This window comes from Mesorhizobium onobrychidis (assembly GCF_024707545.1).
Lineage (GTDB): Bacteria > Pseudomonadota > Alphaproteobacteria > Rhizobiales > Rhizobiaceae > Mesorhizobium > Mesorhizobium onobrychidis.
On sequence record NZ_CP062229.1, the window covers coordinates 3672579 to 3696146 of the forward strand.

Annotated in this window: 23 protein-coding genes; 11 read left to right on the top strand and 12 right to left on the bottom strand. The window is 62.2% G+C overall.

All coding sequences use genetic code 11. The features are described from left to right. The first annotated feature begins 5 nt into the window (after positions 1-5). Positions 6-620, top strand: a complete 615-nt coding sequence (locus IHQ72_RS18190) for a dimethylsulfonioproprionate lyase family protein (RefSeq protein WP_258116326.1) — start codon at positions 6-8, stop codon at positions 618-620. Next, entirely contained in the window at positions 620-2089 is a 1470-nt protein-coding gene (locus tag IHQ72_RS18195) for a cobyric acid synthase (protein WP_258116327.1), read from the top strand. Before IHQ72_RS18190 ends, IHQ72_RS18195 begins: the two co-directional genes overlap by 1 nt. Here IHQ72_RS18195 and IHQ72_RS18200 read toward each other — a convergent pair. The 4 genes from IHQ72_RS18200 to IHQ72_RS18215 form a co-directional block, all read right to left on the bottom strand. Further along, positions 2086-2508 carry a VOC family protein gene (locus IHQ72_RS18200; protein ID WP_258116328.1) on the bottom strand — a complete coding sequence of 141 codons (423 nt, stop codon included), beginning with the start codon at positions 2506-2508 and terminating at the stop codon, positions 2086-2088. The two genes, IHQ72_RS18195 and IHQ72_RS18200, sit on opposite strands and share 4 nt — an antisense overlap. A gap of 115 nt (positions 2509-2623) precedes the next feature. Then, a complete protein-coding gene (locus IHQ72_RS18205) occupies positions 2624-3457 on the bottom strand; it encodes a helix-turn-helix domain-containing protein (protein ID WP_258116330.1) in 834 nt (277 codons plus the stop codon). Positions 3458-3556: 99 nt separating this feature from the next. Continuing rightward, complete coding sequence (locus IHQ72_RS18210; protein ID WP_084646958.1) at positions 3557-3727, bottom strand: hypothetical protein; 171 nt, start codon at positions 3725-3727, stop codon at positions 3557-3559. A gap of 51 nt (positions 3728-3778) precedes the next feature. Further along, positions 3779-4564 carry a TSUP family transporter gene (locus IHQ72_RS18215; protein WP_258116332.1) on the bottom strand — a complete coding sequence of 262 codons (786 nt, stop codon included), beginning with the start codon at positions 4562-4564 and terminating at the stop codon, positions 3779-3781. Positions 4565-4771: 207 nt separating this feature from the next. Between IHQ72_RS18215 and IHQ72_RS18220 the strand changes: the two genes are divergently transcribed. Then, on the top strand, positions 4772-5203 hold the full coding sequence (locus IHQ72_RS18220; protein ID WP_258116333.1) for a TerB family tellurite resistance protein: 432 nt from the start codon (positions 4772-4774) through the stop codon (positions 5201-5203). Positions 5204-5225: 22 nt separating this feature from the next. Here IHQ72_RS18220 and IHQ72_RS18225 read toward each other — a convergent pair whose 3' ends face one another. The 5 genes from IHQ72_RS18225 to IHQ72_RS18245 all read right to left on the bottom strand — a co-directional run bounded on the left by IHQ72_RS18225 (position 5226) and on the right by IHQ72_RS18245 (position 11593). Then, entirely contained in the window at positions 5226-6869 is a 1644-nt protein-coding gene (locus IHQ72_RS18225) for an ABC transporter ATP-binding protein (protein ID WP_258116334.1), read from the bottom strand. Beyond that, positions 6866-7735 (bottom strand): ABC transporter permease, encoded by an 870-nt coding sequence (locus IHQ72_RS18230; RefSeq protein WP_258116335.1) that lies wholly within the window; start codon positions 7733-7735, stop codon positions 6866-6868. Before IHQ72_RS18230 ends, IHQ72_RS18225 begins: the two co-directional genes overlap by 4 nt. Next, entirely contained in the window at positions 7732-8679 is a 948-nt protein-coding gene (locus IHQ72_RS18235; protein ID WP_258116336.1) for an ABC transporter permease, read from the bottom strand. The genes IHQ72_RS18230 and IHQ72_RS18235 overlap by 4 nt, the downstream gene beginning before the upstream one ends. A 22-nt stretch (positions 8680-8701) precedes the next feature. After that, positions 8702-10183, bottom strand: coding sequence for an ABC transporter substrate-binding protein (locus IHQ72_RS18240; protein WP_258116337.1), 1482 nt, complete (start codon positions 10181-10183; stop codon positions 8702-8704). Between the two features lie 129 nt (positions 10184-10312). Beyond that, a complete protein-coding gene (locus tag IHQ72_RS18245; RefSeq protein WP_258116338.1) occupies positions 10313-11593 on the bottom strand; it encodes an acetylornithine deacetylase/succinyl-diaminopimelate desuccinylase family protein in 1281 nt (426 codons plus the stop codon). A 230-nt stretch (positions 11594-11823) separates the two neighbouring features. Here IHQ72_RS18245 and IHQ72_RS18250 point away from each other — a divergent pair, with 230 nt between their 5' ends. Continuing rightward, positions 11824-12252: a L,D-transpeptidase gene (locus IHQ72_RS18250; RefSeq protein WP_258116339.1), complete on the top strand. Its 429-nt coding sequence runs from the start codon at positions 11824-11826 to the stop codon at positions 12250-12252. On the opposite strand, the gene IHQ72_RS18255 is transcribed toward IHQ72_RS18250, so the two are convergent. Beyond that, a complete protein-coding gene (locus IHQ72_RS18255; RefSeq protein ID WP_123150508.1) occupies positions 12249-12914 on the bottom strand; it encodes a hypothetical protein in 666 nt (221 codons plus the stop codon). The two genes, IHQ72_RS18250 and IHQ72_RS18255, sit on opposite strands and share 4 nt — an antisense overlap. Continuing rightward, the gene (locus IHQ72_RS18260) at positions 12915-14318 is read right to left on the bottom strand and encodes a selenium-binding protein SBP56-related protein (RefSeq protein WP_258116342.1); all 1404 of its coding nucleotides are present in this window, start codon (positions 14316-14318) and stop codon (positions 12915-12917) included. A gap of 248 nt (positions 14319-14566) precedes the next feature. On the opposite strand from IHQ72_RS18260, the gene IHQ72_RS18265 reads away from it, so the two are divergent. The 6 genes from IHQ72_RS18265 (at position 14567) to IHQ72_RS18290 (ending at position 21857) form a co-directional block, all read left to right on the top strand. Continuing rightward, a complete protein-coding gene (locus IHQ72_RS18265) occupies positions 14567-15649 on the top strand; it encodes a substrate-binding domain-containing protein (protein ID WP_258116343.1) in 1083 nt (360 codons plus the stop codon). A gap of 83 nt (positions 15650-15732) precedes the next feature. Beyond that, positions 15733-17988 carry an ABC transporter permease gene (locus tag IHQ72_RS18270; protein WP_258116344.1) on the top strand — a complete coding sequence of 752 codons (2256 nt, stop codon included), beginning with the start codon at positions 15733-15735 and terminating at the stop codon, positions 17986-17988. Next, positions 17981-18763 (top strand): ATP-binding cassette domain-containing protein, encoded by a 783-nt coding sequence (locus IHQ72_RS18275; protein WP_258116345.1) that lies wholly within the window; start codon positions 17981-17983, stop codon positions 18761-18763. Before IHQ72_RS18270 ends, IHQ72_RS18275 begins: the two co-directional genes overlap by 8 nt. A 487-nt stretch (positions 18764-19250) precedes the next feature. Continuing rightward, complete coding sequence (locus tag IHQ72_RS18280; protein ID WP_077380171.1) at positions 19251-19583, top strand: YciI family protein; 333 nt, start codon at positions 19251-19253, stop codon at positions 19581-19583. An 860-nt stretch (positions 19584-20443) separates the two neighbouring features. After that, positions 20444-21499 (top strand): HWE histidine kinase domain-containing protein, encoded by a 1056-nt coding sequence (locus IHQ72_RS18285; RefSeq protein WP_258116347.1) that lies wholly within the window; start codon positions 20444-20446, stop codon positions 21497-21499. Continuing rightward, entirely contained in the window at positions 21492-21857 is a 366-nt protein-coding gene (locus tag IHQ72_RS18290) for a response regulator (protein WP_077380175.1), read from the top strand. Before IHQ72_RS18285 ends, IHQ72_RS18290 begins: the two co-directional genes overlap by 8 nt. Positions 21858-22027: 170 nt before the next feature. Here the strand turns inward: IHQ72_RS18290 and IHQ72_RS18295 are convergent, their stop codons facing one another. Then, entirely contained in the window at positions 22028-23116 is a 1089-nt protein-coding gene (locus tag IHQ72_RS18295) for an AI-2E family transporter (protein ID WP_077380177.1), read from the bottom strand. Here IHQ72_RS18295 and IHQ72_RS18300 point away from each other — a divergent pair. Then, a complete protein-coding gene (locus IHQ72_RS18300; RefSeq protein ID WP_123148441.1) occupies positions 23115-23324 on the top strand; it encodes a hypothetical protein in 210 nt (69 codons plus the stop codon). The two genes, IHQ72_RS18295 and IHQ72_RS18300, sit on opposite strands and share 2 nt — an antisense overlap. Positions 23325-23568: the final 244 nt, after the last annotated feature.

Sequence of the window (23568 nt, forward strand, 5' to 3'; positions counted from 1 at the left end):
AAGGCGTGACGACAGATTTCGATGAACTGCTCGAGTGTTTCCATGCCTATCTCGAAAGGTTCGATGATGCGCTGGTGCGCGATGCCGTGGCCCGGATCGGCTGGGCCATGCCGGCGCGTCGGCTCGAGCCGCATCCGCTCGCCTGCCTGCGCCAGCTCGACCGTATCGCCGAGCTCGCTCCGGCAAACGCCAAGCCGCTGGCGCGGCTGCTTGCGGAGCGTCGCGGCGAACTGCGCTGGGGGCAGACCTACAGCGAGGCGGATTTCGGCAAGACTTTCATCGACAATTACGGCTGGCTGGAGGTATTCGGCACGCGCGGCCATTTCGTCAACGACGAGGTCGCGGCCGGTCTGCTGATCCTTGGACCTGATATCGTCTATCCCGACCATCATCATGTCGCCGAGGAGATCTACATTCCGTTGACCGGCGGCACCGAATGGCGCATGGGCGAAGGCGGTTTTCGCACGCGCGAGGCGGGTGAGGTGATCCACCACGCCTCTGATGTCAGCCACGCCATGCGCACCGGCAAGGAGCCGCTGCTGGCGCTCTACATCTGGCGTGGCGGGCCGCTGGCGGCAAAATCCACGATCACCGGAACGACGGTGCAGGGCAAGGACTGATGGCCAAGGCGATCATGCTGCAAGGCACGGGCTCCGATGTCGGCAAAACAGTGCTGGTCGCGGGCCTCTGCCGCGCGGCCAGGAAACGCGGGCTGCAGGTGCGGCCGTTCAAACCGCAGAACATGTCGAACAACGCCGCCGTTGCCGATATTCCGGGCGACAGACTCGGCGGTGAGATCGGCCGCGCCCAATGGCTGCAGGCGATCGCCTGTGGTGTTGCGCCCTCCATCCACATGAACCCGGTGCTGCTCAAGCCGCAGACCGATATCGGTGCGCAGGTAGTGGTGCAGGGCAAGGTGTTTGGGGAGGCGAGGGCACGCGACTACCAGGCGCTGAAGGGCCGGCTGATGGATGCCGTGCTGGACTCCTGGGCAAAGGTCGGCGAGGGCGCCGATCTGGTCATCGTCGAGGGCGCCGGCTCGCCGGCCGAGATCAATCTCAGGAGCCGAGACATTGCCAATATGGGCTTTGCGACGCGCGCCAATGTGCCGGTGATTCTGGTCGGCGACATCGATCGCGGCGGCGTCATCGCCTCGGTCGTCGGCACTCATCTGATCCTGCCGGAAGAGGACCGGCGCATGATCGTCGGCTATCTCATCAACAAGTTCCGCGGCGATGTCTCGCTGTTCGATGACGGCATCAAGGCGATCGAGAGCTTTACCGGCTGGCGCTGTTTTGGCGTCGCGCCGTGGCTGAAGGCGGCGGCGCGGTTGCCATCTGAAGATTCCGTGGTGCTCGAACGCCTGGCGTCCGGCGAGAAACGCGCGCTGAAGGTCGCCGTGCCGATGCTTTCGCGTATCGCCAATTTCGATGATCTCGACCCGCTCAAGGCCGAGCCTCAGGTCGAGGTTGTGTTCGTGCCGCCCGGTCAACACCTCCCCGAAGATGCCGGGCTGGTGATCATTCCCGGCTCGAAGTCGACGATCGGCGATCTCCTAAGATTCCGCGAGAATGGCTGGGACCGCGACCTGCTTGCCCACCGCAAGAGCGGCGGCCACGTCGTCGGCATTTGCGGCGGCTTCCAGATGCTCGGCCGTGTCGTGCGCGATCCCGACGGCATCGAGGGCAGCGTTACCGAGACGGAAGGGCTCGGCCTGCTCGACGTCGAAACGGTGATGGAGCCTGAAAAGACGGTGCGCAATGTCAGCGCGCGCTCGCTGCAGTTCGACCTGCCGCTCGAAGGCTATGAGATCCATCTCGGCCGCACCACCGGTCCGGACACGCTGCGGCCGTCCGCCGTCATCAACGGCGCCGCTGACGGCGCTTTCTCAGTCGACGGCAAGGTATCGGGCACCTATCTACACGGGCTGTTTTCCGCCGACGCTTTTCGGGCGAAATTCCTGGAAAACCTTGGCGTGAAAGGCGGCGGCATCGATTATCGCGCCGAGGTCGAACGGGCGCTGGACGAGGTCGCAGCCGAGCTGGAAACTCATCTCGACTGCGACGCCATCTTTGGCCTGGCGCGTTAGCTGGCGGGTTCGGTGGCCTTGGGCCAATAGGTGCCAAACGACCAGACATTGCCTTCCGGATCGCGGCAGATGAATTCGCGGCTGCCGTAATCGCGGTCCGTCAGTTCTTCCAGTATTTCGGCGCCGGCCTTTTTGGCTCTGGCATAAGCGGCATCGGCATCGTCGACGGCAACATAGATCGATCTGCCGCCACCCGGGCCCGGTGCACCGATCATCTGGCCAAACTTGTCGTCGCGTGCAGTGCCCAGCATGATCATCGAGGAGCCAAAAGTCAGTTCGGCGTGATGGACAATGTCGCCTTCGCCGTAGCGGGCATGAACGGCAAAGCCGAAGGCTTCGCCCAGCCAGTCGATCATCTTGGCTGCATTGCGGTAGCGCAACGTGGGATAGAGCCTGGGCGGTTCGACATTTATTGTCATGGCGATCTCCTTCAATGGATTGTCGATAACCCAGTCTGGGCGAACGCCGTTCGCAGGTCTTGAAGAAATGTTACCACGGGCGCGCGCCATTGGGCGTCGCAAACGGCTTCAGAACCTATGCCCTGGCGGCAAGTGTCGTCGGCGTTTCGCCGGCAAGGTCGCGGAATTCGCGAACAAGATGCGCCTGGTCGGCATAGCCGCAATCGGCGGCGATATCAGCCCAATCGGATTTGTCCTGCCTTGAAAGACCGAGCGCCCGGTTGAAGCGGACGATGCGCGACAGCGTCTTAGGGCCGACGCCGATCGCATTGGAGAATTTTTCTGCGAGATGTTTGCGGCTCCAGCCCAGCCTGTCGGCAAGCGACGACACGCGAACGCGGCCGCCCGAGACGATGATCCGTTCATAGGCCCAGGCGATTTCGGCCTGCGTTTCCCGGGCTTCGGCCAGCCGTGCTGCGACGAATGTCTCGACGATGGCAAAGCATGCGCTCCAGTCACGCGCATTGCCAAGCCTTTCGCGCAGCGCGATGCCTTCAAGTCCGAGCACATCGTCGAGGCCGACCATGCGGTCGGTTAGTTCGCTCATCGCAAGGCCGAAGAACCGGCGGGCGCCGAGCGGCGTGAAATTGACCTGGACGCAGCAGGCGCCACCGAAGGATTCGATCACCACCGGACCGGCATAGAGGCCGGCGGCGAAACTGGCGAAGCGGTCATTGTCGCCCGGCTCCTTGCCCAGCCCGATGGCGAAGGGTTCGCCAAAGCTGATGACCAGCGGCACGGTCAGCGATGCGTATTCGACGTTGCGGAGGCGGCCCGGTGCCGTTTCGCGATAGAAGCATAGATCGGTGACAGAACCGCGGAGCCGAGAGCCGGGCGCACGCCGCACCATCTCGAACCGGTCGAGGCCGGGAATTTCATGACGGCTTCCGTCTTCGCTCTCGGCTGGCATGAGCTTTCCTTCCGCCCAAGGAGTCTAACAGACCAGTCCTCAGAATCAAAAGCGCCCGGCTTGTGGCCGGGCGCTCCAAGTTGCCTGAGGTCTGAATGCTTAAGCGCCGCGAACCAGGCAGCCGCCAGCAAGCACGATATAAGCGATGAGGACGATCCACACCGCGGCCAGGGGAATGAATGCAAGAACGCCGAGAGCGGCGAGCAGGCCGATGAGGGCGATAACAAGGGATATGATAAAAATAAGCTGCGTAGGCGCACTGAGATTCATGTGTGGCTCCTCCGACATGATTCGTACAACCGCATAGTATCAGGCGCCCCGTCACACACCAATCAGCGTGCGCAGCGGGTTCGCTGGATCGGCCAGCAGCTTGATGGCCAGCGCCAGGCAAACGATCACCAGCAGCGGCTTGATCAGTTTTGCGCCATTGCGGATGGCGAGGCTGGCGCCGACACGGGCGCCGAGAAACTGGGCGACACCCATCATCAGGCCGATCTTCCAGTAGACGACCCCGGCAGCAGCGAAGACGATGAAGCCGCCGATGTTGGAGGCGAAGTTGAGCAGCTTGGTGTGCGCCGTCGCCTTGAGCACGCCGTAGCCGGCTAGGGTGACGAAGGCCAGCATGTAGAAGGAACCGGCCCCCGGCCCGAACAGGCCGTCATAGAAGCCGACAATCGGCACCAGGATCAGCCCAAACAGGAACGGCGACAGGCGCTGGGCGCGGTCGACGTCACCCATGTTGGGCTTCAGGGCGAAGTAAAGGGCGATGGCGATCAGCAGGACCGGCAGAAGAGCGCGCAACAGGTCGCCCGGCACGAATGTCGCCAGCAAGGCGCCGAGAGCACTGCCGGCAAGCGCCAACAGGGCCGAAGGCAATTGCCGGCGCAAATCGACATGGCCCTTCGCGGCGTAGTGGATGGTCGCCGAGCCTGAGCCGAACATGCTCTGCAGCTTGTTGGTTCCCAGCGCCTCGACCGGCGAAAAGCCGGCGAGCAGCAGTGCTGGAATGGTGATCAAGCCGCCGCCGCCGGCAATCGAATCGACGAAGCCGGCAGCGAAGGCGGCGGCGCCGAGAATGACGACGGTCTGGGTGAAAAAATCGAACATCGGATGGTTGCGGGAGGGGGTTCCGGCCAGCGGGAAAATATGGCGCGTTCGAACCACAGCCGACCCGTTTGCGCAAGACCGATTCCGCGCTACCTATGCCAAGCGCGCCGCGACGCGCTTGGCTCTTTTGTTTTATGCATGTCGTTATCTCAAAACCGCTGCGCACTTTTGAGCGACATGCATTTGACGAATCGGAAAGGGACGCAGATGGCATTCGCTTTGCTGGACCAGATACGCTCGATCTTCGAAGGCGACCCCGGCGTGCGCAAGGTTGCGGACGATCCTGTGCTGTCGGCGGAACTGCTTATGCTGTTTCGCATGATCCTCGCCGACGGCACGGTCAGCGAGAGTGAAATGGCCGCCTTCAGGCGCATCTGCCGGGAAGCCTTCGGCATTCCGGAAGCCAGCATCGACAGCGTCATCGAATATCTCAACGACTTCGGCTACGAGACCAACAGCTCGCAAGCCATCGCGCAGTTCCGTGACCTCGACGTCGAGCGGCGCAAGCTGCTTGCCCGCCACATGGCTGAGATCGCCAAGGCCGATTCGCAACTTGCCGGGACCGAGATGCAGCTCTTGCGGCGCACGCTCGACTTGCTCGATATCAGCCCAGCCGATGTGGTGAAGACCGAAGAGTAAGCCTTTCTGAACGGTCGGCGGCTCACCCCTGTTCCTGTAACCGCCGAGCAATCGCGCGGTGCAGGTCTGGGGCCGCAGCGACCAGCGCCTTGGCGGCTTCGGACTGCGGATGGTCGAGAACCTCGCTCGTCCTGCCGCGCTCGACGATCCTGCCGTCATACATGACCATCACCTGATCGGTGATGGCGCGAGCGACGGTCAGATCGTGAGTGATGAATAGATAGGCAACGCCGAGCTTCTGGTTGAGCTCGGCGAACAGATCGAGAATCTGGGCACGGATCGAGACGTCGAGCGCCGAGACCGGCTCGTCGGCGACGACCAGTTTGGGGCGGGTGATGATGGCGCGGGCGATCGACAGGCGCTGGCGCTGGCCGCCTGAAAATTCGTGCGGATATTTGTGCATGTCGCGTGGGCTGAGACTGACCTCGTGCAGGGCCATTGCCACCATCTCGCGCCGCTCCGTATCCGTCGGCTTCTTCTCCAGGACATGCAGCGGCTCGGCGACCAGTTTTTCGACTTTCTGGCGCGGGTCGAAAGAGCCGTAAGGGTCCTGGAACACCACCTGCATGTCGCGGCGCGCCGGCTTGAGCTCCGCCTCGCTCTTGCCGGTGATGACCTCGCCGCGAAACCGGATCGTTCCCGATGTCGGCCCGTCCAGCGCCAGGATCATGCGGGCAAGCGTGGACTTACCGCAGCCGGAACGCCCGACCAGCGCCACCGACTGGCCGGGATCAATCGAGAACGAGACATCGTCGACGGCGCGGATCGGAGCCGCCCGCTTCAGCAGCGACGGGCGACGTCCCGGATAGTCCCGCGTCACGCTGTCCACCTGAAGAAGAGGTTTGGCAACCTGGAGCAGGGGGTTGTCTTGGCCGACCTCGTGTGTCCTGGTCCGCGCCGGCACATGCATCGAGGCCTGCGCCAGTTGTCGCGTGTAGGGATGAAGCTGTTCTGACAAGGTGCGCGCCGTGTCGCCGGCCTCCATCACCTCGCCGTGGCGCAGGATGGTGATGCGATCCGCCATCTCGGTCACCACCGCGAGGTCGTGCGAGATCAAGAGCAGGCCCATGCGATTTTCCGCGACCAGATCGCGCAACAGGTCGAGGATCTGCGCCTGCAGCACGACGTCGAGCGCCGTCGTCGGCTCGTCGGCGATCAGCAACTTGGGTTTCAGCGCGCAGGCAATGGCGATGACGACGCGCTGGCGCTGGCCGCCGGAAAGCTCGTGCGGATAGCGCGACATCGGGAATTTGGCTGAGGGCAGGCCGACCCGATCGAGCATCTTTCGCGCGCGGTCCTCGGCGTCGGCGCGGCTTGCCCTGGTGTGCCAGCGGATGCCTTCGGCGACCTGCTCGCCAATGGTCTTGACCGGGTTCAGCGCCGTCATCGGCTCCTGGAACACCATGCCGATGTCGTCGCCGCGGAGCGCGCACATCTGGTCTTCGCTGGCCGCCAGGATGTCGATGCCGTCGAAGACGACGCGCCCGGTGGCGCGCGCCGCCCAGGGCAGAAGCCGCATCACCGTCAGCGCCGTTATCGACTTGCCCGAGCCGGATTCGCCGACCAGCCCCATCACCTCGCCGGGCGCGACGGAGAGCTCGACATCCCTCAGGATCGACGTGTCGCCGCTGCTCAGCGACAATCGCTCGATTTCGAGCAGGCTCATCGCTGTCGCCGCGATTTTGGGTCGAGGATGTCGGCAATCCCGTCGCCGAGCAGGTTCAGGCCAAGCACGGTGACGACGATCGCCATGCCTGGAAAGATCGCCATCCACGGCGCCGCCACCATGCGGGTCTGCGCGTCGAACAGCATCCGGCCCCAGCTCGGCATCGGTGGCTGTGTGCCGAGCCCGACGTAGGAAAGCCCGGCTTCGGCCAGGATGCCGAGCGCGAACTGGATGGTGCCTTGCACCAGGAGCAAGGTGACGATGTTGGGCAGCACATGTTCCAGTGTGATCAGTGTTTTGCCTTTGCCGGCGGCGCGCGCGGCGAGAATGAAGTCGCGCGGCCAGATAGCCAGCGCGCCGGCCCGGGCGACGCGGGCGAAGACCGGAATGTTGAAAATGCCGATGGCGATGATGGCGTTGAGCGCGCCCGGCCCGAAGATGGCGGTGATCATGATCGCCGACAGCAGGGCAGGGAAGGCGAAGACGAGATCGTTCAGCCGCATCACCGCTTCGTCGACGATGCCGCCGCGGGCCGCAGCGAAGGCACCGAGCGGCACGCCGATGCCCATGCCGATGCCGACCGCCACCAGCGCCACGGCGATCGAATTGCGGGCGCCGACCATTATCATCGAAAGAATGTCGCGGCCGAAATGGTCGGTGCCGAACCAGTGCGCCGGCGAGGGTGCTTGGGTCTTGTCGGCGACGATCAGCCTGGTGACGTCAAAAGGCGTCCAGAAGAACGAGACGATGGCGACCGCTGCCACCAGCGCGGTAATGACGAAGCCAGCGAGGAACGAGCGGTTGGTGAAGGCCTTGACGAGGATGTCGGCAAAATTTTCCTCTGGAATGTCGAAGCGCAGCGTCATTGGCGGCTTCTCAGGCGCGGATCGACGACCGCATAGGAGAGATCGACAAGCAGGTTGACCGCGATGACGGCGGCCACCAGCAGCATGACGACGCTTTCGACGACGATCAGGTCGCGCTGGGTGATCGCCTGGAACACCAGCCGGCCAAGGCCGGGCAGGTAAAAGACGTTCTCGATGATGATGGTGCCGGCGAGCAGGAAGGCGAACTGCAGGCCGAGAATGGTGAGCACCGGGATCATGGCGTTGCGCAGCGCGTGCCGCCACAGCACCGCGCGATAAGGCAGGCCCTTGGCGCGGGCGGTGCGGATATAGTCCTCGTTCAGCACTTCGATCAGCGCCGAGCGGGTGACGCGGGCGAGGATCGCCGCTTGCGGCAGAGCGAGCGCGATCGCCGGCAGGACCAGCGATTTCAGCGCCGGCCAGACGCCAGCGCTCCAACCCGGAAAACCGCCGGCCGGCACCAGCCGCAGCCAAACCGCAAACAGGTAGATCAGCATCAGCGCAAACCAGAAGTTCGGCACGGCGACGCCAAGCTGGGCGGCGCCCATCGCAATCGTGTCGCCGGCCCGTCCGTGCCTGCCGGCGGAAAACAGCCCGACCGGAATGGCAATGATGGTGGACAGCGCCAGCGCGATCAGGGCCAGCGGCAGCGAGACGACGGCGCGCTCGCGGACCAGGTCGATGACCGGCACCGAATAGGTGTAGGAGCGGCCGAAATCGAGGCTCAGCAAGCCGCCGGCCCAGTGCAGATAGCGCAGAGCGAGGGGCGCGTTGAGGCCCATCTGGTTGCGCAGCAACTCGACCTGGTCGGCGCTGGCGTTCATGCCCAGCATCAGCCGCGCCGGGTCGCCGGGAATGATCTCCAGCACGGCAAAGACAACCATCGAGGCCAGAACCAGCGTGATGAGCGCGATGGCAAGACGCTTGAGGAGATAGGCGGTCATGGGGGAGGACCGCTGCGCTGCCTCACTCCGTCCACTTCACCTTGGTCAGGTCGTTGGCCTGGATCGGAGCGTTTTCCCAAAAACCCTCGAGCTTGGCGTCCCAGACGCCGGCTTTCGGCAATTCGTAGAGGAAGCCGACCACGGCATCGTCGGCCAGTATCTTCTGCGCCTCGCCAAGCAGCGTCATGCGCTTGGCCTCATCGGAGGTGAGGCTCAGATCGGCGATGATCTTGTCGAAGGTCGGGTTGTCGTAGTTGAAGTAATAATCCTTGCGCGAATAGATATCGATGTCGTTGGGCTCGGTGTGGGAGACGATGGTCAGGTCGTAGTCCTTCTTGGTGAAGACCTGGTCCAGCCACTGCGCCCATTCCACGGGCACGATTTCCAGCTGGATGCCGACATCGCGAAGCTGCGACGCTACGATCTCGCCGCCAAGCCGCGCATAGGGAGGCGGCGGCAGTTTCAGCGTCGCCTTGAAGCCGTTTTCCAGGCCGGCTTCCTTCAAGAGTTCCTTGGCTTTCTCGACATTGTGCGGATAGAGGCCGGTGAGGTCGACATAGGCCTTGTTTGCGGGCGACATGTGCGAGCCGATCGGCACACCCAAACCGGCCGAGGCGCCGTCGATGATCGCCTTGCGGTCGAGCGCAAACGAAATCGCCTGCCTGACCTGCAGCTTGTCGAAAGGCGGCTTCTTGTTGTTGATCGAGAGAATGGTTTCGCCCTCGGTCGCGCCGATCACCACCTTGAAGCGTGGGTCGTCCTTGATCTGGGCGACACTGTCGGGATCGGGGAAGAAGGGAAAGGCCTGGATGTCGCCGGAAAGCAATGCCGGCACAGCGGCAGCGGCATCGGGAACAATGCGGAACTCTGCCTTGTCGAGGGACACCGGGGCGCCCCAGTAAGTGTCGGACTTGATTAGCGTGATCGACGAGCCCTTGGCCCAGTTTTGGAACTTGAACGGGCCGGTGCCGACAGGCTTTTCCTTGTTGGTGTCGGCTGTCTCCGGTGCGACGATGACCGCGTCGCCCCAGCCCATATTGTAGAGGAAGGAACTTTGCGGGTTCTTCAGCGTGATCCTGACCTTCGCCGGATCGACAACCTCGACCGTATCGATGGCGGCGAACAGGCCCTTTTGTGCGTTGACGGAGTTGTCGGCACGGGCGCGGTCGAGCGAGAATTTCACGTCGTCGGCATTGAAGTCGGTGCCGTCATGGAATTTGACGCCGGTATGCAGCTTGAAGGTGTAGACCTTGCCGTCGTCGGAAATGGCCCAGCTTTCGGCGAGATCCGGCAGCACCTCGCCGTTCGGACCGATGCGGGTCAGCCCCTCGAACACATTGGCGTAAAGCACTTCGTCGATCGCCGCTGCAGCACCCGCGGTCGGATCGAGATGCGGAGGTTCGAGCGTAATCCCGATGACCAGATCGGTCCGCGCGGCAAATGCCGATGTTCCGGCAGACAGCACCAGGGCCGCGGCGGTGAGAATGGTTTTCCACAATTTCATCGTGCAACTCCCGATATGCTCAAAAACATGCTCAAAACCCGGTGGATAGAAGCGTGATTTCACCAACGAGTAAATTGCGTTTCGTGTTTTCCGGCAGCGCCGGCAGGAATGCTTTTTCGCCCATCACGACTACCGAGCGCCCGCGCCCCTAAGCAGCACGTTGAGCCCGATCGCCATCACCTTGGCCGATTCGACCATGTCTGATATCCCCACCCATTCGTCGGGCCTGTGGGCGAGGTCGAGAATGCCCGGGCCATAGGCGATGCAATCGTAGATGTGACCGATGCGGGCAATGTGCTTCTGGTCGTAGGTGCCGGGCGAAATCACATAGTCGGGCTCGCGGTCGAATATCTCCATGATGCCTTGCGCCACTGCCTTGACCACCGGCGCATCGCGCTCGGTCATCAGCGGCAGCACCTCCATGAGATCGCGGATCTCGTAGTCGAATTTCTTGCGCTCGCGCTTCAGCCGGTCGAGGATATCGGTCACCTCGCTTTTGACCGTGCCGAGGTCCTCTTCGAGCAGGAAGCGGCGGTCGATGGTCAGCCGGCAGGAATCGGGGACGTTGGGCGAGGGCAGGCCGGGCCGGAAATCCTCGGTCTGGCCGCCGTGGATCGAGTTGATGTTCATGGTCGAGCGCTTGGCCCCGTCGGGCACGACCGGCATGCGCGTGACCTTGCGGTCGAGCGCCGGAAACAGCTCGTCCTCGAAGGCCTTTAGCACGGCACCCATATGGCGCACCGCGTTGTCGCCGAGGAACGGCATCGAGCCATGCGCGATCTCGCCCTTGGTCTCGATCTCCGCCCACCAGACGCCGCGATGGCCAAGGCAGATGCGGTCCTTGTTCAACGGCTCGGGGATGATGACATGGTCGACCTTCGGTTTAGAGAAATAGCCGAGCTCGGCCAGATGGGCGACACCGCCGAAGCCGCCGGACTCCTCGTCGACGGTGCCCGATATTTCGATGGCGCCCGGAAAGTCGGGGAAGACCTCCATGAAGGCCTCGGCGGCGATGATCGAGGAGGCCAAGCCGCCCTTCATGTCGCAGGCGCCGCGGCCATAGACCTTGCCATCCCTGACGATGCCGGCGAAGGGATCGAGGCTCCAGCCGTCGCCGGCTTCGACCACGTCGATATGCGAGTTGAAATGCACGCAGGCGCCGGGCGAGCGGCCATCGAAGCGGGCGACGACATTGACGCGCGGGTAGCGGTCGGTGTCGCCGGGCGTGCCTTCGGCGCGGATGAATTCGACTTCGAAACCGCACTTCTTCAGCCGCGCCCCGACGTATTCGGCGCATGGCCGGTAAGCTTCGCCGGGCGGATTGATGGTCGGGAAGCGGATCAGGTCGGCGGTCAGCGCGACCAGCTCGTCGACCCGATCATCGACCGCTTTCAGCAGGAGTTCGTTCATTCGGCGAATTGAGCAGCCAAGGACCCGCTTTGGCAAGCCTGTTTGCGGGTCGCGCCCTAGTTACGTGGGTACGTGTCGTCACGGCAACCATCGCGGGAAATCGTTCAAATTCGCTGCTTTGGATTGGTGAATTCGTCAGAGGTGTGTGGTTACCTCATTCACTTGCGATTAAAAAGATGAAGAATTGCGTGAAGGCAAGCGGGCAAGGGCAGTCAAAGGGGTTTGATCGCATGAAAAAAACCGTTCTCATAGCAGCGGCACTGGCAACGATGCTGCTCGGTTCTTCGGTCGAGGGCTGGGCAGCCAAGCTGGTTGCAAGGATCGACGTGTCATCGCAGACGATGACTGTAAGATACGGTCAGGCGGTTTACCGATGGCGCGTGTCCACGGCGCGCAAAGGTTACATCACGCCGCGCGGCACCTACCGGCCGCAACGAACGGCACGGATGTGGTATTCGCGCAAATACGACATGTCGCCGATGCCTCATTCGGTATTCTACCGCGGCGGCTACGCCATCCATGGCACCGGCGCGGTAAAATCTCTCGGGCGCCCGGCGTCGCATGGCTGCGTGCGGCTGCACCCGGCCAATGCCGCCGCCTTCTATTCGATGGTGCGGCAAGCCGGCTTCCGCAACACGCGGATCGTCGTGACCAACTAGAGCGCGGAAAACACGCCGATCGCCCCGACCAGAACTAGGCTTAGCGCCCAGATCACATCTAGATCAAACCAGCTTTTCGAAAGAAACCTTAATCCCAGCCACCGATAGACGCCGAAGGCCAAAGCGCCGCCCGCAGTGATCATCGCGCCGGTGTGGACCGCTGCCACGCCGATCGAGAGCGCTGCAGTTCGTGCAATGAGGGCGGTCGCGGCACGGTGCCCAGCATCCGTTTCAACGACGCCGCACAGGCCGAGGTAGATCGGCACCAGCATCAGGCCGGCGCCATGCGCGACGGCGACCAGAAAGGACCAGAGCGCCAGTCGCGACGGCGGCACGCGCGCCAGAAATCTAGGATGCCGCCGGTTGAAGAGCAGCCAGACTCCGAGCGCGACGACAATTAGACCTGCGCCAACGCGGATCTCGGTTTGCCAATCAACCAGCACGGTCATCAGCGCGAAGGGCAAGAGGACCACCGTCATGGCGACAAGATGCCCGAACGCCAGCGCCAGGAGTGCGCCCGGCAGCGCATAGGCTCGCCGTTCCATCAGGGCGGCCGAAACAGCAAGCGGCCAGCCCATACCCGGGTTTACGCCATGGTAAATCCCGCTGGCGACCACAGCAAACCAGAGGCCGGCTGTGGTCGAAAGGAGTTCGGGCGACACCTAGACCGATGGGTAGCAGAAACTGTCGGTAGAGCAGTCGCCGCCTTCAAGTCGGATCTGGTGCGTTCGATAGCCTTTGGGGAACTCGACGAAGAAGTTGGTGTCGAGCGTCAGGCCACCATTGGCGCCAACATCGGCCTTCACCATAGCCCCGCCGCGCTCGCCGGGATAGAACTGATCGTCCCAGGTCGAATAGAGCGAATTGGTCCAATAGACACGCTTGCCGTCGCGGCTAATCTCGACCATCTGTGGCCCATAGCCGAAGACCTTGCCACAGGGGTGCTTGGTCTTCTTGACGATCCCACCCAGTTCGACCTTGCCCGCCAGAACCGGCTTCATCGGGTCGCTGACATCGTATTGATGCATTTCACCCGTACCCCAACAAGCCACGTAGAGATATTTGTCGTCGAGGCTGAGGTCGATGTCGGTGACCAGCGGGGGCACCGCCGAGAAACCCTTCAGAAGATCCGGCAGATCGTCGGCATTGGCCGGTTGAGGCGGGATGATCGCCGTCTTCTTGGCCTGGAACTTGCCATCTGCGTCGCGCCACCAAGTCCAGATCGAGCCTTCGAGATTGGTGGTATCGACCACAACGCCGCAGAAGCCGTATTGCTGGACTGGATCATGCGCCGGGCGAATTTCGAGCGCCATTTGGTGATTGGCGCCCAGATCGATCGTCTGAATGTTCTTACGCGCACGCAGATCCCAGAAATGCATGCGGTGGCCGTACTTGTTGGACAGTAGATCCTCCGGGACGATGCCGTTTTCGAACTGCGGCGGCAGGGCCCATTCGGAACTGACCATGTAGTCGCGCGGCAGGTTCCACCAGAAATCGTAGTGCTTGTCCTGGGCGCCACGATCTATCTCATAGCGGCCAATGACATCGAAGGTCTGGCAATCCATGATGAAAATGCCCGGAGGACCGTCGGTACCGTCCTTGCCGCCGCCGCCCAGGGTCGAGACATAGATGCCCTCGGGTCCGCAGTGGATCGTATGCGGGCGGGAATAGCCCGTCTTGGCAAAGACTTCTGCGGGTTCGATGATCTTGTGAATCTTGGCGGCTGTCGGCCCGCCCTTCACATCAATTATGTAGATGCGCGACGAACGCATGCCCGGAATGATCAGATAACGACGCTCCAAAAAGGCGTGGCCAGTCAGTGGTGATAGCGCCGAAGAACACGCATTCCAGCCGAAGTGATGAAACTCATCGCCCTTGTTTGGCATGATCACAGTGTGGACGATCTTGCCGAAATCCGGCGAATTTGGATCGACATTCACCACAGCCAGGCCGTCGGGTTGCGAGAAGTCCGGGCTAAGCATCAACGTGTAGGCCAGAGTTTCCGGCGGCCCTTCCATAGCCAGCTTCGGTGACGCATAGAATGTGGGGTCTGGTCGCAGATTCATCGCGGTATCCTCCCTACGCGTTTGTGAAACTTTATTTTTGGTGCTCTCTGTGTCGCTCCCTTTTGAAATGCGGCCCAGGTAGGGATCATAATACACCAAGTCTCCTCGTCTGTCTGACACCGCGTCGCTCTAGCACTATTTACGTGGGCAGGCTTTGGGCAGAATATAGGGGGTGGGAGGAAGCATTCGGAATCCTGAATAAATGCGCCCGAACGGCTTCCGACCGTTGGTTGCAAGGGAGGAAAATCATGAAACGTATTTTCTCGCTCGCGGCGTGTGCCGCGGCGTTATCGCTCGGCGTATCGAACGCCTACGCACAATCGGGCGGCGTCGACAAGGCGGTCGGCGGCTACAGCTTCGAAGAAGCCGCAAAGGAGGCCCCCGCTACCAAGGACTTCCATTCGGCCGATGGTCACCTCACTTTCGCTATCGTGACACACACTGCCGGCAATGGGTTCTTCGATCCGGTCTACGTCGGCGCGACCGTCGCCGGCAACCTGATCGGCGCCAAGGTCCTGCTGCTCGGCTCGGAATCGCCGACCGACGACCCTGCCCGCGAGATCGAAATCCTGAACCAGATCGTGCAGGATCCGACGATCGACGGGCTGATCATGACAACGCCCCAGGTCGGCGCCTACAACGACATCGTCAAGGCCGCCGAGGCGAAGGGCATACCGGTCGCTACGACCAATTCCTTTGACGGCACGATCCTCAACCGCAGCGGCATCGGCCACACCGGCCAGGACGCGTCCGCTGCCGCAATCGCCGGCGAGGCGCTCGTCAAGTGCCTCGCGGACAAGGGTATCGAGAAGGGTTCGATCGTCCTGCCGTCGTCGACCGCAATGGGCAACATCGAGGTGAACAATCGCGTCACTTCGGCTTTCAACGCCATCGTCAAGGGCTTGAAGGATGCCGGCAAGCTTGATGCCTTCAAGGTCGACGCGGGTCCGGAGAACACCGGTATAGACACCAATCCGAATGATCCGGTGAACGGCATCGTGACGCTGTTCGAATCGCGCGGCGACGTCGTTGGCGCGTTCGCCGGCAACAACGTGTTCACGCCGGCGCTTGCCAAGGCCGTCGCTCAGACCGGACTGACCGGCAAGATCTGCGCCTACGGTTTCGACCTGGGCCCGGCCCAGCAGGATGCGATGAAGAGCGGCGATCTGACCGGCGCGCTCGGGCAGCAGCCCTTCTTGCAGGGCTTCTGGCCGGTCATGCAACTCTATCTGGAGATCGATCGCGGCATCGCGGCGGCCAACCTCGACACACGCGCCCAACTGGTGACGAAGGAGACCGTCGAGGACGTCGGCAAGCGCTTCGAGAACTGAGTCCACTCGGAACGTCTGAAATCATTGCGGGAGGGCGCAGGCTCTCCCGCAATGCGGCAGCAGGAAATCGACCAGAAGAGACCATGGCGCTTACCGCGACCACATCGCTCGGCCGTGCGCCGTCCCAGATTGTCGGCGGCTGGGAGGTGGGGCTCGTTGCCTTACTTTTGCTGCTCTATCTCGGCGGCGCTCTCGTCAATCCCGCGTTCTTCGGGTCAACAGGAGCGTTTCACTCGCTGCTCCGCGACACCTCGCGGGTTGCCATCATCGCGGTCGGAGTGACCTTCGTCATCGTCAACAAGGACCTCGATCTTTCAGTCGGTTCAACTTACGGCCTAGTCGCCGTCGTCTTTGCCAGGCTGTTCGCGCCGAACTTCCTTGACCTCGGCGTCGTCACGTCGGCGATCCTCTGCCTGCTGCTCGGCACGCTGATCGGGCTGATCAACGGCGTGCTCGTCACCATCCTGAAGGTGCCGGCGTTCATCGCCACGCTGACCGTCCTCTTCATCGGCCGCGGCTTCGTGCTGGCGCTCACTCACGGCCAGGCGATCTACTACCCTGCCAAGGCGACCAGCTATCCGGGTTTTTTTCATCTCGGCGAGACCAACCTCCTCGGCTTCAACAACCAGATCGTGATCTTCCTCGTTGTCGCCGTGATCGGCGCCTATGTGCTTGCCAAGACGCGCTGGGGCTACGAGACCTTCGCCACCGGCGGCAACGAGCAGGCGGCGTCCTATGCCGGCATCCCGACCAACTGGGTGCGCATCCGAGCCTTCCTGATCTCCTCGCTCTGCGCGGCGCTGGCCGGCTTGATGTCAGCTGCCCAGGACAAGGGCGTGACGCCCCTCTACGGCGTCAGCGGTGAGCTGACCGTCATTGCCGCCGTGATCATCGGCGGCGCCTCGATCCTCGGCGGCCGCGGCCGGGTCGCCGGATCCTGCCTTGGCGCCCTGCTGGTGGTGCTGCTCGACAAGGTATTGCGCGAGGGCTGGCCGATCACGCGCATCATCAAGATCGGCGACGAGGAGATCACGGTCAATGCCGTTTTCTCGCTACCGGTCGGCGCGGTGCCTGTGTTCCTCGGGCTGCTGCTCGTCGTCGCGGTGCTCATCGAGCCCTATCTCATCCGCCGCCAGCTGGCAGGGCGCCTCTGGGCCTGGCTCCGCGACCGGCCGCCGCCACCGGCCTACGAGATCGGCGGCATCGCGATCGAGGGGGTGCAGACCAAAGGCGCGATGGCGACCGACATGGCGTTGTCGGCCACCGGGTTCGGCAAGTTCCTCGCCCGGCGCGACGCGCTCGCCATCATCCTGACCGCGCTCCTGTGGCTGACCGGCCTCGCGCTCCGGCCGGACTACTGGTGGAACCTGTCCAACAGCTTCGCGATCTTGCTCAACTACACCGAGCTTGCGCTGATCACCATCGGACTCACCTACGTCATCGCCGCCGGCGATATCGATCTCTCCGTCGGGGCGGTGCTCGCTCTCGCCGGCAGCACAGCCGCCTATTTCCTCAAGGTCCTTGGCGCCGACCCCGTGACCGCCGTGGCGATGGGCCTGCTCGCGGGCATGTGCGCCGGCCTCGTCAACGCGATCGTCACCGTCGGCTTCAAGCTGCCGGCCTTCATCGCCACGCTCGGCATGTTCTACATCGCCCGCGGCCTCGCCGCCTGGTTCGTCGCCGGGCAGCAGCTCACCGGCTGGCCCGAGGGCTACAACCTGCTTGGCCGCAAGGTGAACGACATCCTGCTGCACTACCGCATCTCGCTGCCGGACGGGCTGCTGCGCTCGATCGCCGAGGTGGTGAGCGTCCAGACCATCTGGATGCTGTTGGTCGCCCTCATTGCCGGCGTCGTGCTCGCCTACATGCCGTTCGGGCAGAAGGTCTACGCGACCGGCGGCAACATTCGCGCCGCCGCTTATGCCGGGATCAACACCAACCGGGTGCGGTTCTTCGCGCTCATGCTGGCGGCGCTCTGCGCGACAATGGCCGGGATCATCAACGTCGCCTACTTCCGCAGCTTCAACCCGGTGGCCGGCCAGTTCCGCGAGCTCGACGCCATCGCTTCGGTGATCATCGGCGGCGGTTCGATCTTCGGCGGCTACGGCACGGTGATCGGGGCGCTCGCCGGGGCGGCGGTGATCACCCTGATCCGGGCGCTGCTGCAGCTCAACGTCCAGGGCTTTACCATGCCGCAGCACTGGATCAACGTCTTCATCGGTGGCATCCTGATCGTGGCGGTGCTGATCGACATCTGGGTGCGCCAGGCCAACATCTTCGGCCGCCTGCGCGCGCGCCTCGCGCGGCGCACAAGAACGGCGGAAACCACCCATGCGTGACGCGACCAGGCCTGCACCGATCGTAGAAATGCGGGGCATCGAAAAAGCCTTCGGTGCGGTGCAGGCGCTCCGCAACGTCGACCTCGTGCTCTATCCCGGCGAGATCCTGGGCCTCGTCGGCGACAACTCGGCCGGCAAGTCGACGCTGATGAAGATCCTGACCGGCGCCTACCAGCGCGACGCAGGCGGCGAGATCTTCGTCGCCGGGCAGCCGGTGCACTTCAAGAGCCCGCACGAAAGCCGCGACGCCGGCATCGAGATGATCTACCAGGATTTCGCTCTTTGCGGGAATATGGATGTCGGTCAGAATATCTTTCTTGGCCGTTGGCCGCTCAGGGGCCTTTTCGTCAATCGGCGGAAAATGTACGCGGAAGCCGACAGTGTGCTGAAGCGGCTCAAGGTCGACGTGAACTCCGTCTATCAAAAGGTCGAGAGCCTTTCGGGCGGCCGCCAGCAATCGGTGGCGATTGCCCGCGCTATCTCCTTCCAGCCGCGCGTGGTGATACTCGACGAGCCGACCGCCAATCTCTCGGTGATGGCGACCGAGCGGCTGCTCGAAACCATGCTGGAACTGAAGAAGCAGGGCGTTGCCCAGATCATCATCTCCCACCGCCTCGTTGACATCTTCGCTGTGGGCGACCGCGTGATGGTGCTGAAGCGCGGCGAGAACGTCGGCGATCGCTACATCAAAAACACCGACGAGCATGAGGTCCTGGAGATCATCGTCTCCGGCACGCGAGAGCACGCACTCACGGCCGATGGGGCAAGGTTTTGACCGATCAGGATCGCTTTTCTCCAGGCGTGGCTGTCAACAGCCCTTTCATGAAACTTGCGGCGCCGAAAAGACCGAAACTTGGGTAGTGTGTCAGTTTGAATTTCGGCTGTGGGGTGGGAGATCGCCATTCGGCGGGGATTGGCCGAACGGCTTAGGAGCGCCAGAAGCCGTCATTCCCGTCGCTTCTCAAAAGCGGTCGTTCGCTCTATGGCTTGAGTCGACCCATTGCTGTCATTGGCATCCGGGCGATGATCGGCTCGATTGAGCCCGATGCGGACCTTCCAGGCGGATTGGCACGTCCAAGGCACGGATTTCCGCGCTTTACCTACCCGGCCGCGCCGTCACAAGCGGCAGAGTGGAGAGCCGTTCTTACGGCCTGGTGAAGGCCTGCGAGAGGAACCATCTTGGGTACGCTCCATTTACGACGAGGGTACATGGCTTGCTGGTAAGCTCCGTATGGCGTCAATAGTCTGAAGGGAGCGACCCGGTGCCAAAATTTGTGACGATCGGATATGGAGACCGCGAGGGGTACGACCGCACCCCAGTGGCCGTTCGAGATGCAGCTCACGCACACGACGCGCAGCTGCAGAAAAACGGCGTCTTGATGGGGATCGCGGGCGCCCCCGTGCAAATCCGCAACCCCGACGCTGCTCAAGTTGAAACAGCAAATGGTCCGTTTATGACGTCGTCGTTGCCGGTGGCTGGCTTTGCCATAATCGAAGCCGCCGATTTGGCTGAGGCCATAGATATGGTGTCACGGACTCCCTGCGCAGTTGCACACGGTGTCGTCGAGGTCTGGCCGCTAGAGCAACCGTCGTAGAGGACGCACCGCAACGACAGCAAAGGCTCTAGCCGCCATACCGTCAACGACTGCTTCGTCCACACGCCGGTCCTTCGCAAGGCGTTTTGCGGGCGGCAGTTCCCCACCCTTCGGGTCGTTGGCGAACGCGAACGATCGACACTTTGCAGAATTTTTCAAAGGCCAGCTCTTGGGCAAGTTCTGACCGATAGTGTTGAAAAAATCCTACGCACTCGGCAACAAGCGCCGAGTGCAGAAATACAGTTCTCAGAGCAGACTTCTCGGGAACCACGATTCATTATTTGCAGTTTTGCGGAAAAATATTCTAACATATTAGGTAGAATAGCTTGGTTGCGGCCTTTTTCAACACTATCGACCCGTTCCAGACCTTCGCCGTTGGTACCGAGAAGGGCCCTAATGGGTGTGTAAGCGGACGTAGAACTTCGTCGGCTGCAGCAGCGCTGGCAGCCGTCATTGACCCGCCGGCATCTGAAAATCTCACAACTGACTCGACTGTGGATGTGCATTCGTTCCAATGGAACAAGAAAGCGTGCGGAACGTTGTTTGAGGCTGGAGTGCGATGACCCGGCAACTCACCGTATAGTAAAAAAGAGCGGCGAGATGTCTAAGAGCACTCCCAGGAGACTCACATGGATACCACCACGCTTCTCATTATACTTATCGTCCTTGTCCTGCTAGCCGGCGGCGGCTGGTTCGGCCGCGGTCGCTGGTACTGAGCAACGCCTCAATACCGAGATCATTCGGCTGGATACCCACTCACGGGAAGGCATAGCTTCTTGTCCACTGGCGGAAGAATATTGAGCGGCTTATAAATGTCGCTTACTGGCTGCGGCCTGCCGCCAACCGGACAAAGCTGAGGCATGCCTGAACCAATATTCAAATCCGAAAGCCAAAAAGTCGCCGAAGCTGACGTCGAAAGCTTTCGGCAGGATCTCGGCCCGTTTGTCGTCGCCGCTGAAACGACACGAATGGCGATGGTGTTCACGGACGCGAAGGAACCCGCCAATCCGATAATTTTTGTCAATGACGCTTTTCTCGAGTTAACCGGATACAGCCGGGAAGAGGTGCTCGCCCAGAGCTTCAACTTCCTGATGGCGCGGGGCACTGATTCCGATGCGCTGGCGCGCATCGAAACCGCATTTGCCGGCAATACCACCGGCGGTTCGGAAATCTGCTACCGTCGCAAGGATGGCAGCGAGTTCTGGTCGGCACTCCTCATCAGTCCAGTTCGGGATGAAAGCGGTAACGTCGTGCAGCATTTCGCCTCCTTCGTCGATCTTACCGATCATAAGCAGGAACAAGCCCGGTCCAGGATGCTCATCGACGAGCTGAACCATCGCGTGAAAAACACCCTTGCCACGGTGCAGTCGATCGTCTGGCAGGCGTTGCGAAATACCTCTGATCCGGAAGCAATCAAGGAATCCATTGAGTCCCGCCTCTTCGCCCTCTCCCGCTCGCACGACCTGTTGACCCGCGAGAATTGGGAAGGTGCCGGGCTGCTCGATCTGATCAAGGCAGCCCTGGAGCCGTTCGGGGTTGCAAATGGGCGATCGGAGCACTTTGTCATTACGGGCAGCAATATCCGCGTCTCGCCGAAGGTTGCACTTGCTCTCGGCATCGCCTTCCACGAACTCGCGACCAACGCCGTGAAGTACGGCGCGTTTTCCAACAAGGCCGGGTCGGTCCTGATCTCATGGACGATTGAGCCGTCGCCGGAGGGCAGTCGGCTAATCCTGCGCTGGCAGGAGAAGGACGGCCCGCCTGTGGTGCCACCGTCCCGGAAAGGCTTCGGCTCGCGAGTGATCGAGCGCGGTCTGGCTCATGAACTCGAGGGCGCGGTTGATCTCGACTACCCGGCAGGCGGCGTCGTCTGCACGATCAGCTTTCCTGTCCCGAAAAGTGGTCGTGATGAATAAATTGCTTTCCGGTCGCCGCGTCCTCGTTGTCGAAGATGAAATGCTGGTCCTCATCATGATCGAAGACATGCTGGCCGACCTCGGATGCGAGTCGGTGACAGCAGCCGCGAATGTCAATCAGGCCCTCGCGGCGATTGACAGTCAAATCTTCGATATCGCCATGCTGGATATGAACCTGAATGGCAACAACAGCTATGCGGTGGCCGAAGTGCTCGGCGCCCGTGGCGTGCCGTTCGTCTTTTCCACGGGCTACAGCGGTCACGATGTGAGGGATGGCTACCGCGACCAACCCGTTCTGAAGAAGCCGTTCACGGATAAGGAACTGGTCGAGATACTTACGCGCCTACTTTCTCGCTGATCGAATAGCCCCATCCTCCATTGATCAATATCGACCCAAGGACGCGTGATTGGCCGGACTCAGCCGTCCCCGCCCGCAGGCCATGGCTTGGAGGCGGGCCGCACATAGTTCGACACAGAGCAGTTTCCGATTTTCCACAGGAGCTGGAACTGGGCTCGGACCCATATCACTCAAGCGGCATCCGGCGGCTCCGACTTGGAATGCCTGCGGTCCTTGACCTCGGCCGCGTGCCACTCGAGGAAGAGGCTGTAGCCGACCGCCAGGAGCGTTGGGCCTAGGAACACGCCGATGAAGCCGAAGGCGAGAATGCCGCCGAGGAAACCGAAGAGCCCGAGTACCACGGGCAGGCTGTTGGACTTAGTGAGGAGATAGGGCCTGAGGACATTGTCAATGCTGCTGACGAGGAGCAAGCCCCAAGCCGCGACGAAGATGCCCCACCAAACGGCTCCCTGGGCAAATAGCCACAGCGCCACCGAGCCCCACACAAGCGGGGGACCCGCCGGTACGAACGACAGGACAAATGTAAGGAAGCCGAGCAATAGCGCCTGAGGCACACCGGCGATCCAGAAACCAATGCCGGCCAACAGCGCTTGGACGAGTGCCGTGCCGATCAAGCCGTAAACAACGCCCTGCACGGTCACGCCCACGACCGTGAGCAGGCGCCGAGCGCGGGGCCCGGCGATTCGTTCGGCGCTCCCGCGCACGTACGCTGCCATCTGCCGGCCGTGGCGGTAGAAGAAGTACGCGATGAATACACTTAGACCGAGTTCGAGAAGGCCGACGCCGAGCACAGCCCCGCTGGCGACGGCGATGTCGGTGGCGGGGCCGATCAGCTTCTTGAGCTCAATCATGAAGGCGGGCGCGTTGTGGGCCAACCTTTCCCAATAGGCAGCGAGGCTCTCGCCAACCACCGGGAGCCCTGCAACCCAATGCGGTGGCGCCGGCGGGCCTTGATCGAGGACGCGGGTCGCCGCTGTGATCAGGCTGCTTATACTGTCCGCCAGTGTCGCCACCATGATGGCGAACGGTGCGACCAGAACAAGGGCAACCGACAATGTCATCAGGGCGGCCGCCAGCCCTCTGTGGCCGCCCAGGGTCCGCTCGAACCACGTGTAGATGGGCCATGTGGAGTAGCATATGACCGCCGCCCACAACAGGGCCGACAGGAAGGGCCAGAGCACGATGGCGCAACCAATCGACAACAGCAGGAGGGCTCCGATCCCAAGGATCTGCTCAATTGGCTTGCCGAGGGGTATCATGACCAATCAGCCTCGAGGCGGCCTGGGTCTCTGCCCGCGCATGGTCATGGCGGTTCCAGTTCACTTGGCCCGTGGCTCACAACTAGGCAACAACGAAGCTGCCGACAAGGTGTTCAAGGGTATGCCGCTTCGCACACAGTCGAGGGAAGACCACAGCGTTGCCGAGCGCCATTTCGCCGAGGCGGACCGCATTGTACGCGGCTACTGATCGTCGCGATGACATGGAGCCTGTTATCCGCGAGGAACTTACCGGGCATATAGGCGAGGACCTCGTGACTCGCCATCGACGTCAGTCGCCGGACGAGTTTGTTCTTGGCCTATGTACCCGGCGCGCTCAACGTTTCACTTGGCGACTTCGACATACGCATATCTGAGCTCGACGTGGTCGCACGGCGCTGTCGTGTATTCAGCGCGAGACGACTTGAAGACGGGAGTGCAAGGCAGTCGGACTG